Annotated in this window: 12 protein-coding genes and 2 pseudogenes; 3 read left to right on the plus strand and 11 right to left on the minus strand. The window is 44.1% G+C overall.

From position 1 onward, the window contains the following. Nucleotides 1–97: 97 nt before the first annotated feature. The 5 genes and pseudogenes from GTQ43_RS37530 to GTQ43_RS37550 all read right to left on the minus strand — a co-directional run bounded on the left by GTQ43_RS37530 (nucleotide 98) and on the right by GTQ43_RS37550 (nucleotide 4,622). Complete coding sequence (locus GTQ43_RS37530) at nucleotides 98–478, minus strand: hypothetical protein (protein ID WP_265277759.1); 381 nt, start codon at nucleotides 476–478, stop codon at nucleotides 98–100. Between the two features lie 18 nt (nucleotides 479–496). Next, complete coding sequence (locus GTQ43_RS37535; RefSeq protein WP_265277648.1) at nucleotides 497–985, minus strand: hypothetical protein; 489 nt, start codon at nucleotides 983–985, stop codon at nucleotides 497–499. Between the two features lie 18 nt (nucleotides 986–1,003). Next, nucleotides 1,004–1,554 (minus strand): annotated as a pseudogene (locus GTQ43_RS37540) (GNAT family N-acetyltransferase). 534 nt (nucleotides 1,555–2,088) lie between these two features. Next, a complete protein-coding gene (locus GTQ43_RS37545) occupies nucleotides 2,089–3,864 on the minus strand; it encodes a type IV secretory system conjugative DNA transfer family protein (RefSeq protein WP_265277649.1) in 1,776 nt (591 codons plus the stop codon). A gap of 467 nt (nucleotides 3,865–4,331) precedes the next feature. Continuing rightward, a complete protein-coding gene (locus GTQ43_RS37550; protein WP_265277747.1) occupies nucleotides 4,332–4,622 on the minus strand; it encodes a hypothetical protein in 291 nt (96 codons plus the stop codon). Nucleotides 4,623–4,940: 318 nt separating this feature from the next. On the opposite strand from GTQ43_RS37550, the gene GTQ43_RS37555 reads away from it, so the two are divergent. Then, nucleotides 4,941–5,093, plus strand: a complete 153-nt coding sequence (locus GTQ43_RS37555) for a hypothetical protein (protein WP_265277748.1) — start codon at nucleotides 4,941–4,943, stop codon at nucleotides 5,091–5,093. 355 nt (nucleotides 5,094–5,448) lie between these two features. Here the strand turns inward: GTQ43_RS37555 and GTQ43_RS37560 are convergent, their stop codons facing one another. Further along, entirely contained in the window at nucleotides 5,449–5,709 is a 261-nt protein-coding gene (locus GTQ43_RS37560; RefSeq protein WP_265277749.1) for a hypothetical protein, read from the minus strand. Continuing rightward, entirely contained in the window at nucleotides 5,687–5,827 is a 141-nt protein-coding gene (locus GTQ43_RS37565) for a hypothetical protein (protein WP_265277750.1), read from the minus strand. The genes GTQ43_RS37560 and GTQ43_RS37565 overlap by 23 nt, the downstream gene beginning before the upstream one ends. 159 nt (nucleotides 5,828–5,986) lie before the next feature. On the opposite strand from GTQ43_RS37565, the pseudogene GTQ43_RS37570 reads away from it, so the two are divergent. Next, nucleotides 5,987–7,099: pseudogene (locus GTQ43_RS37570) on the plus strand (IS630 family transposase). A gap of 85 nt (nucleotides 7,100–7,184) precedes the next feature. On the opposite strand, the gene GTQ43_RS37575 reads toward GTQ43_RS37570, so the two are convergent. The 4 genes from GTQ43_RS37575 to GTQ43_RS37590 form a co-directional block, all read right to left on the minus strand. Further along, on the minus strand, nucleotides 7,185–7,466 hold the full coding sequence (locus tag GTQ43_RS37575; protein WP_265277751.1) for a hypothetical protein: 282 nt from the start codon (nucleotides 7,464–7,466) through the stop codon (nucleotides 7,185–7,187). Nucleotides 7,467–7,784: 318 nt separating this feature from the next. Further along, nucleotides 7,785–8,126: a hypothetical protein gene (locus tag GTQ43_RS37580; protein WP_265277655.1), complete on the minus strand. Its 342-nt coding sequence runs from the start codon at nucleotides 8,124–8,126 to the stop codon at nucleotides 7,785–7,787. Beyond that, nucleotides 8,119–8,502: a hypothetical protein gene (locus GTQ43_RS37585; RefSeq protein ID WP_265277752.1), complete on the minus strand. Its 384-nt coding sequence runs from the start codon at nucleotides 8,500–8,502 to the stop codon at nucleotides 8,119–8,121. Before GTQ43_RS37585 ends, GTQ43_RS37580 begins: the two co-directional genes overlap by 8 nt. A gap of 20 nt (nucleotides 8,503–8,522) precedes the next feature. Then, nucleotides 8,523–9,203 carry a ParM/StbA family protein gene (locus tag GTQ43_RS37590; protein WP_265277753.1) on the minus strand — a complete coding sequence of 227 codons (681 nt, stop codon included), beginning with the start codon at nucleotides 9,201–9,203 and terminating at the stop codon, nucleotides 8,523–8,525. Nucleotides 9,204–9,430: 227 nt separating this feature from the next. Here GTQ43_RS37590 and GTQ43_RS37595 point away from each other — a divergent pair, with 227 nt between their 5' ends. Further along, on the plus strand, nucleotides 9,431–9,637 hold the full coding sequence (locus tag GTQ43_RS37595; RefSeq protein WP_265277657.1) for a plasmid partition protein ParG: 207 nt from the start codon (nucleotides 9,431–9,433) through the stop codon (nucleotides 9,635–9,637). Nucleotides 9,638–9,746: the final 109 nt, after the last annotated feature.

Genomic DNA, 9,746 nt, shown 5'->3' on the forward strand with positions numbered 1-9,746 from the left:
TTCTATGTATAATTTTTATTTGCAACAATGCTTAACTATTGACAAAGATTATGCCATGAGAGATCCAATACAAATCCATCAGCGATCCATTACATATTCATCTAACAGTTGATTCGAGTAGCCCAAAAAAACCTTTGGTGAGTAGCAAGCTATGTTGCTGTCCGGACATTTTTTCTGGGGAGAAAAAACGCACCCCCCAGGTGCGGCAACAAACTTGCAGATAAACTGATTTCTGTAACTCATAAGTCAAGTGGAAATCCTCAAAGTTTTTCTGCTTAAATAGCCAACAAAATCGTCGCTCCAGCAGGTCTATTTTGGCACGACCATACATCTGTCGCTTTAACATTTTTAGTCGATTAATATGCCCAACAACTTGGCCATTGCTGACTGACATAGTTACACCTGCTTTCACAGCGTCATAGTCTTCACGCAATCGTAAAGCATTGCGTCGATTTGCAGTCAGATTACTTTGGTGCATCTTGAGATAATAACTACCTCAAACATTCAAAACTCTCTCCCGTACCGCCCTAGCCGCAGCCGACGCTATTTCTTCCCAATCTTCATAATTCAAAACTTCATGTAATAAATCGCGCAAAACTTCATGATTTTGGATATATTGCTCTGCATACAAATCTCTTCGTGCCAATATACCTTCTAATACAGGTATCGCTGTTGATAGGGGTGATTGCAAGCGAGATAGTAAACGCGAGCGGGCAACTTGAAACGCAGCATCTTCCCCTACTCCTAAGTTGCGTTCAGCTAGTAAAAGTCGGATTTCACGGTTGAGGGACACCCGCAAACAAGTCAAACGAACCTTGAGAGCGGGATTTTTCAAGAAACCTACAAATACCTTTTCGCTACCCCAATCTAACCCAGCAGCTACGTCGCAATCAGATTTTTCCTCCGCTTGAATTGCTGCTTGCATCGAAGAGCGATTAAATAATAGTTCAATTGCTTCAGAGACGCTGATGCTTTCTTCGTCCATATCCCATCCCTCCCACTTCTATAATTGTCGCCGCAATAGTCCGTATTCAAAATAAACTAAATCGTCGTTTTCTTCATCTGCTCCGTAGTTTGTCATCATTTGGTCGTCGTAAAATCTTACGCTTCCAGGCAACGAATGCAATCCTACCCTCCCACCATATCCTAGCTCGACGCTTCGGATGCGGGCATATCGTAATAAATTACTTCCAACTCCACGATATCTTGGTAAACGCTGGATTTCCTTTCGATTCCACGGTGCAGTCGTCAAGTATTCAATATATACTAGCCTCCGTCCCAAGGCTTCAATTGAACCGTGACGTTGCGTTTCTATCTTCATCAATCCCTGCGTACAACCTTCTGCCTCTAAAGCATAACCTTCGTATTCTTCATTCCTATCAATAAAATCGCGCTTGAAAGCCCAGTCCAGAATTTATCGTCGGCTTCAACTATACGCAATTGCTCAAGCCATAAATTGGCAAAATCATCTACATGATTCGGCGCTAAATCAACAATCAAGCCTTCAATTAATAGATTATCAGCACGCCTGATTAATTCAACTTTTAGCTGCACCTTTTCTACCTGAAACTTCCTAATTATCATTAGATAATAGCTATTATTGGTTCAATAATTGCGCTCAATTCGTCATCTAAAGTACCAATTAGTAATTATTACCTGCGGGAGGCGGCGCGAACAAGATAGTCCTTGGCGAATTTGTCATGTATAAAGCGCGTAATTCAATTTTAACATTGGGCAGATTCTCTGAAAAATTTCAGAGAATTAATATATCTTGACTGACAAGTAAATAACTAATTTATCAATACCCCCTACACCCCACACCCAGCCGGATTCAGATAACTTTGTGATCTACTGAATTTAAATTAGCTTGATAGTGGAGATATAGGTCAAAGATTTGTTGTTGGATTATCTACTACTTAGAAGTTGGATTGGTGTTGGGGAAGAGAGTGAATTGTTGGATTGGTGTTGGATGCTGTAATTTCGATATGTCAATACTTTTGGGTATGTAGGTTGGTTTTGGATGTGTTGGGGAAGAGTGCATATATTCCCCAAAAAGTGCAATTTATCCAACCCAACCAACAGTCCAACCTAATCGACTAATCTGTAACTATCTTCACCTGTACAAATGACTTTCTCTTTTTGTACAAGTAGGTTGAGTTCGTCGCGGATTTGTGCTTCCGATACGCCCTTGAATTTACTACCTGCATTCTGTTTAATTTGACGTGGAGTCTTTGCACCTTTCCCCTTGAGATAATCAACCAGTTTGGTTTGAATCTCGGTTAGTTTGATGTCTGGGCTTACTTGATTAGCATCACTAGCATTTTCATCAACCCGATGATTGGTTGTTTGATTAAGCGAACTATTTATACTAGTCGTAGGGACATCAATATCGAATTCCAGCCTGAGTAGATTATCAAGATATTCCGGACTAACTGTATCAAGTTGAATGGCTGGTTTAATTCCTGGCTTATAACTGGTGATGTCTGGCAGAATATCTAGCTGCATGGGGTCAACTGAGATAAATATTAGCGGTTGTCCTAGTTGCTTGGATTGTGGTTTTAACTCGTTAAATCTTTCTTTTAATGAGGAACGCTTTTCTGCATCTTCTACAATCTTGGCATTAGTTATGAGGTTGTACAGTACGCCATAGCTGTCATTAACTGTACCATCTGCTTCAACGTTGTAATTGCCTTGGGCAATGATGTAAAGGTTTTTTCTAATATTACTGTCACCTATACCCAAGGCAGCTAAATTAAACGATTGAGTATCGATAATCAGGCAAACATTTAGTTCTCTACCGACTGTAATAATGGTGCTGATTTTCTTGAGGTATGGTTGAAACCATGCTTCATCTTTTACTGTTTCGTAGATTGAATGCCAATCGGCTAGGATTAACCTGACTGGTTGATGATCAAATTCATGGCGGCGGTGTTCTGGTACTCGACGGCGTTGGTCGTAAATGCTGTAAACTTGGTCAATGGCAGCCATCGCCAGTTGTGGTTCTAAAGGGTCAAATAAAAGTACCCGTCCTTTTTTGTCTAGCCCACAAAAACTGTCATTCTTTTGAGCGATCGCCCAGACATCAGCTTGGGGAAACCGTTTACTGAACTGGTTGAGCATATAGCTCTCAGTCACCGATTTACCAGCACCAGTACCACCTACAATTAGGGTTGAGCGCTTGGCACCCAAGATGCGATTAAGCGGCTCCAGGGTGGGACTTGCATCATTACTAGAAGTCCGATTTTGGGTTGTTTCAGAGATTTCACCCCCTGTATTCTCACTTTCTAAGCGTGCTTCTTTATCCCCCGAACCTTCTACTTTATCGCTGGGGTCAACTGTTCCTTGTAAAGTTTGGCTTCCTTGCAGGTATGGGGTTTTCTGAGACTTGAGAAAGTTGATGTACTCCTGCTTCTGTTGCTCGCTCATCCCAGCAGTTTCTGCTTCAAACACCGCGTCGTTGGCTGACATCTGGGTGATTTTGATTTCGGTTTCGCCCAAGATTTCGGCTTTTTGGATGTCTACCGTGTGGTCGTTGGCTATCATGTCGAGTGAGGTTTGTAACTCAACCTGCGCCATTGCGAATTCACGGTAATCGTCTAGCAATTGCGATCGCGCTTTAAGTTCTGCTTGTGCCACATCTCGTGTTTCTGCTATGGCTTGGAAGTTAGCCAGTTTGCGCTCGTTGTCTTGGAGGTGACGCAACATCCAGCCCGCAGTGGCAAACCCAACGAATGCACCCATCGCCCACAGGGGTTTGTGGGGGTTAGTAGCTTTGACCAAACCCTTGGGTGAAATACCCTCATTGGGTACAACAACCGTAGGCGCTCCGTCTTTCTGCCACTGCTGCCAGTGCCATAAGGTCATGCGGTAGGGTCGGTTGTGATTATCGGCACACCGTAGTCCTTGTTGGGGAGTGCGGATGCAGAAGTAAATGTGATTTTACCCCCTGCATGACCAAATTTTGAACCATAACGTGACCAAAAGTTAACGTAATTTCAAGCTTTTGAGCCAATCAACAACTTAACTTTATGAATCAAATTATGTCCGCGTGTTTTAAATGTGAACCATAATACGACTAAAAGTTTTATTTTCAGACTTGGTAAAAAATGCCGAGCAAGACACACTAATTTAGTCGAAAATTTTAAACTTTCGGTCAAAATATGATTCAAAATGTCCACGATATGGTTCAAAAATATGTTTAGTCGAAAATTCAGTGATTAAGCGATCGCTCGATACTTGGTTTTAAAAGCTCTCGCTCAAGAACACGTACAAATGAACTATAAAACCCACGTTGCGCCCTGGAATTAAGTTTTGACGTTTTTGGACTCCATTTATAACTTTGAAGTATATGTTGTTCTAGTGCGGAGTGAAGCGTATCGTGTCCGTTTGGTCAAAATATGGTTCAAATCACAGTAAATGCGATCGCTCGCGAACTGAGTCCACGAAGCCGCGGCACAGGTTACGCCGATGGTGAGAGAAACCCCAATGGCTGCAATCTTCTTATCAAAAGGCAGTTGTCCGAACCACTGCATGAAGCTGGACTGCTGCTGACGAGCTAATTGTTCGTGTTTGGGGTCAAGTAGCTCATCTTCTCTCCCTACTAACACTGGTAATGTAAACAACCAAAACAGCGATAACTACTGCAATCCCTACTCCCGTTGTCCAATTTGATTTGTTGGGAGATGGTGCATACATCTGTTGGATTTCACTCTGTGCCACAGATTTAGATGTACTCGCTTCCACATTCGCCCACAGGTTCTGAGAGGGAACACAGGAGGGCAAGGGAGGCACTACAGCCCGTCATTATATTAGTTACTTGCCTCCCCTTCTCCCTACTGCCGTCGCGGTGAAGTACAAATGTGCTACACCCAACGCCAGAAGCAGACCAACAGGGTGGACTTGGAGCAGGTGGAAGGTAAAAATCACGGCGGAGTTGAGGGATGCTCCAGCCACAATCTCGCATAGATTGCCTGCCCGTCGAAATGTCCGTTCCCGGTTGTTCTCTGGTACGGGCGGAGGCTGTGTGTTGGATTGTTGGGATTTTACCTGTTGTGGTTGTGCCAGCCCCATATACTCAAAAGGGCTGGTGTTAGTCGGTTTATCTTCGGGCTGACGTGCAACACGACTCTATCCTCCCCTTAGCGCTTACCTAAGCATCCCAGAAGTTCGTCCACCAATTTCCAAAACCGCGAACTGTGCCATTGCTGATACGGAACTAGCTGGAGCGCCGCTGGAAGCAACTGATACTGGTATCGTTTCCGGTTGCTCTTGGTGGGGGTTCAGCGCCCTGGAGCCGTATCGGGCACGGGCAAGTAATTCCTGCCTTCTAGCCCTCAACCCTCCTGGATGTTTGACGTTGTTCGCTTACTTGGTGGCGACTTTCGATGGAGGAAATCTTGTTTTCATGCCGCCACAGTTCAGCCTGCAAGTCTTGGTGTAGTTGCGTGGCTATCTCGGTAAGTGCATTCTTCCGCTTTGCTCAATCCGCAGCAAGTCAGCCCTATCCTGGGCATCAACCTTCTGCATCTCAGTATCAAATTCGGCGTTTATTTTCCTGATTTTGGCGATCGCGTTTGCAACCTTCGAGCCGAACTGTTTCCTTAGTTCCGTCCATGTCACCTGCCCGTCTGCTAGCTTCTGCATCGCCTCCAAATACTTTGAGGCGTTTTCCAGGAAGGGGTCAAGGTTACTGCGCGAGTTGGTCGGCATTCTGCGCCATGTCTGCAAAATGCTCTAGCTTGCTGACATCAGAGAGATAAGCCAGAATATCAGCGTCTACACCACCCCAGGCGAGGGATTTTTCGTCGATGTGGGAGCTGTGTCCCATTGCTGGGTTTTTGATTCCAAAGTCCATAAGTCCTCCTAGAAATTGCCCCAGGTCAACGCCTGGGACGTTGCTTAATGACTATTAATGTCTAGTAGTCTGCAAGGTAACTTTGCTAAGTAAAACCCCTAATTGGTAAAATAGCCAAAAATGGGGTGTAACATGGCGAAAAAGTACATTGTTGACTTGAATGAAGATGAAGTTTCTCAGCTACAAGCAATAATTAAAAAAGGTAAGCACAAAGCAAGAACTATAACCCGTGCCAAACATTCTTCTAATGGCTTCTGAAGGAGAAACGGATCAAGCGATCGCTAGCATAGTTAGAGCGCATGTTGCAACAGTGCAACGAATACGAGAAAAATTTGTCATTGGGGGGTTAGATTTTGCTTTGAAGGATGAAGTTCATCCACCAAAACCTAAAAAGTTAGATGAAAAACAAGAAGCATTTTTGATTGCAACTGCTTGTTCTAATCCACCAGTCGGAAGAGTACGTTGGACATGCAAATTATTAGCAGATCATTTAGTGAACGTTGGTATCATAGATTCAATCTCAGATGAAACAGTACGTCAAACTTTAAAAAAAACGAAATCAAGCCTTGGTTGAAAGAACAATGGTGTATTCCTGAAGTTAACGCAGAATATGTTTTCCGAATGGAAGATGTGCTGGATTTATACAATGAGCCTTATGATCCTAAACGCCCTGTAGTCTGCTTTGATGAACGTCCCATACCAATTAGTAGAAGAAGTAAGACTTCCTTTGCACCAGAGCCGGAGCAGCCTGAACGTTATGACTTTGAGTATATAACGTAACGGGACAGTAATTTATTTGCATGTTTTCAACCCTTGGCGGGCTGGCGGCATATCGAAGTTACAGAGCGTCCGAACTAAAGCCGATTTTGCTAAACAGATGAAAAATTTAGTAGATGTTTGCTACCGAGATGCCCGATGTTGTTCGTTTAGTAGTTGATAACTTGAATATTCATACCCCCAGGCATTATATGAAGTTTTTTCACCAGAAGAAGCACGTCGAATTATTCAAAATTAGAGTTTCACTATACTCCTAAACACGCTTCTTGGCTGAATCAAGTAGAAATTGAATTATCTGTTTTGTCTCGCCAATGTTTAGAACGCCGTATTCCTAATCCAGAAACATTAACTTCTGAGATTGCCGCTTGGGAGAAACAACGTAATCAGCAAAAAGCCAGTGTCTATTGGGGTTTTCAAACCAAAGATGCTCGCCGAAAAATGCAGCGTTTATATCCGAATTTAACCTAGCAAAGTTGGCTTGGCAGACTACTAGCTATGTCTAGTCAAAATCTTTCTGGTATTGCCCAACGGAGTTGGGCAGTCAGCGCTTCGATTAGCCCTCTACCTCGTCTTCAGCAATACCCTCAAGAATGGCGATCGCTTCACGGATATTGCTCTGACATTTTTCTGAGTACCCCTGCAATGTTTCATGAGCAGCGTGTTCCAGGGTGTACTCTCCTTTGTCAGCAACTTCGATGTGAAACAGGTAGTAAGTCAGTGTAGCTCTCAAGGCAAGTTTCTCAGTATGGTCTAAGGAGTCTAATTGTGACCCGAAGCGTTCAACAAGGCGGTCAATTTGGTCAGTCTGGGTGAAATAAGTTACTGGTTTTGTCATGATGGTTAATGTCCTAAATCTCATTACTGGGATTTATGAAGGCAGGAGGAGTGACACCTGAGATTCGCAGTCCGTAGTGTCACTCTCCTTTAAATGCTTTGGCTGCACATTCCATACACTGGCTGACAAAATCTTTGCGTCGCCCAAGGGTACATCTACATGTAGGTAATTCAATAACTGGCTAACTGCCATCTTTGCGTCACCCAAGGTTACATCCACGGAAGGAATATAGTCATCGACAATGACTTTAAACTGCACTGGCGATGATTTCGCCCAACCATTGCTCGATTTGGTTGAGTTTGGCGATTTGGTCTATTGTCATGCTGCCTCCTCGTATAAATCGCCCAAGTCTGCGTCAAATTCAAAGTTGTCTGGTTCTGGAACAGATGCTTTAAGTGTTGGAGCATCCGTCGCCTGTTGGTTCAATCCAACAACTCTATTACCAGGAACCCAACTCATCAGCCAACTAAACAATTTGGCGAATGGTATCTGTTTCGCCATCGACTGCGCCAACTTGTGTTCGTAAATAATGGCGTTTGTCAGTGTGGTTAACTCAGCACTGGTAACTAAAGATGCTGGTTTGTCTAACACCCTCTGTGCATGAGATTTCAGATACTCTTCAATGTGTGGCTCTAGGCGCACTCGCTTGTTCTCAGCCATAATTATTTCCCTCGCTGCATTCTGCCAAATGCCATGCGTTGCAATCCAACTGCATTGGCCCAACATCCCTCTGGTACTGGGTAATACCCTCTCGTTGCAGCATGGAGGCTATTCCTGGCATCTCGACACCACCGCCCCAAGCAACAAAACTTTGAGCGGCATCTCGCCACTCCTCAACTTCCTTAAAGGCAAGGCGCAGGCGATCTGCTAACCAAGGTTTGAGATGACGGGCATAAATGTGACGGAAGTTAAAATTGCGAGTGCCATACTGGAATAGATGCGATTCAATACCCTGGCGAATAATTTCAATGCTGCCAGCTTTGCCCGTTCCCAAGAATTGAACCAATTCTGGATCTGCGGCTATTGCATCCAACAAGTCGATACATCCCCCTACCTCTAAAACTTGGCGATGGATAATACTGCGCCTGGAGCGAAAACTGTGGGAATAACTGTGGATGTACCAAAATCTACTGCGATGGCATGGGCGCTGCGGTCAATTAATGGTTCAGGTTTAGCGGAAACGCAGTAGGAGTAGGAGCCAGCGCCTTCGGGGACAACCAAACTCACGTTCAAATTGACCTGTGAAGTGGGCGTATTTTTGCCGTTGAAACTGACTGTGTGACTGCCACTGGTTTTGTCAGTTAACAAATTTTTGAAAATCTTCACATTATGTATAGATAGCACTAAATGCAGGTTCCACTCTTGACGGTAGGGCAGGGTAGCCAACGCCCCAAGTAATGTGTGCAAGCCGTATTCAGCTTTTAGTGCCGGGTCGTCACTGAGTTTGATGTGGGTTGTAGGGGCTTTCCAACTGGCAAGTGTACCAGTGAGGAATTCCCGCCCAACTAAATCCAACCTGTCGCCTGAGTGGTAGAAGAAGTGTCCACCTTCATTCGAGGTCAGGATATCGTGCAATTCTTCCTTTATTTCCAAGACTTTTGAGGGAGTACGAACTCTTGTTTGGGTAGTGCCATTGCCTAAGCAAAGCTTTTTTAGCCCTGCCCCAGAATCGTCTCCTACAGCTATTGCTGGGGTAGTTTGGGGTGTTTCAGCCTCTTTTAGCTGAGTAGCAATCATTATTGAGTTCCAGATATTAGAGTTTCAGGCGCTCAATCCTTTGTCAGAGTTGATTGAGGCGATTTTTTGACAATAAAACTCTGTCACCCAAATTCAACGGCAAATAGGCTTGCAGTCAGGTTTTTGGGCGTTTTTAGTCTATGGTGGTAGTATAACACTACTACTCGTAAACGCGTAACTGAGTAAACTGGAAAAAGCAAAACAGTAATATACGAGGATAAGCGTATATGAGACTTGAGGAACTAATGGCGAAACTACCGCCAGACATGACGGAACTGAGCAGCTATATCGACAAGGATTTGAAGCTGAGATTTAAGCTGGCTTGCACAGCAAAACAAAAAACTATGAGCGAAGTGATAACTGACCTTATAGAAGAATGGCTAGAAGAAAACGAAAACCCCTCGCCCGTCAAGAAAGAAAAGGGGGAAGCATGAACACTCATCTGTATCGACCCGCTGACACTTGACACTGCCCGTCACAAAGTTTGTCAGCGATCGCAGATACCCTTCCGCCCCTGTTGTTTACTTTGTGATGCAACATAAG

Source organism: Nostoc sp. KVJ3 (genome assembly GCF_026127265.1).
Taxonomy (GTDB): domain Bacteria; phylum Cyanobacteriota; class Cyanobacteriia; order Cyanobacteriales; family Nostocaceae; genus Nostoc.

What these genes read in the sequence shown, in the direction of transcription:
- GTQ43_RS37530 (WP_265277759.1), bottom strand. Translation starts at nt 478, where the DNA reads ATGCACCAAAGTAATCTGACTGCAAATCGACGCAATGCTTTACGATTG.
- GTQ43_RS37535 (WP_265277648.1), bottom strand. Translation starts at nt 985, where the DNA reads ATGGACGAAGAAAGCATCAGCGTCTCTGAAGCAATTGAACTATTATTT.
- GTQ43_RS37545 (WP_265277649.1), bottom strand. Translation starts at nt 3,864, where the DNA reads ATGACCTTATGGCACTGGCAGCAGTGGCAGAAAGACGGAGCGCCTACG.
- GTQ43_RS37555 (WP_265277748.1), top strand. Translation starts at nt 4,941, where the DNA reads ATGCTCCAGCCACAATCTCGCATAGATTGCCTGCCCGTCGAAATGTCC.
- GTQ43_RS37560 (WP_265277749.1), bottom strand. Translation starts at nt 5,709, where the DNA reads ATGCCGACCAACTCGCGCAGTAACCTTGACCCCTTCCTGGAAAACGCC.
- GTQ43_RS37565 (WP_265277750.1), bottom strand. Translation starts at nt 5,827, where the DNA reads ATGGGACACAGCTCCCACATCGACGAAAAATCCCTCGCCTGGGGTGGT.
- GTQ43_RS37575 (WP_265277751.1), bottom strand. Translation starts at nt 7,466, where the DNA reads ATGACAAAACCAGTAACTTATTTCACCCAGACTGACCAAATTGACCGC.
- GTQ43_RS37580 (WP_265277655.1), bottom strand. Translation starts at nt 8,126, where the DNA reads ATGGCTGAGAACAAGCGAGTGCGCCTAGAGCCACACATTGAAGAGTAT.
- GTQ43_RS37590 (WP_265277753.1), bottom strand. Translation starts at nt 9,203, where the DNA reads ATGATTGCTACTCAGCTAAAAGAGGCTGAAACACCCCAAACTACCCCA.
- GTQ43_RS37595 (WP_265277657.1), top strand. Translation starts at nt 9,431, where the DNA reads ATGAGACTTGAGGAACTAATGGCGAAACTACCGCCAGACATGACGGAA.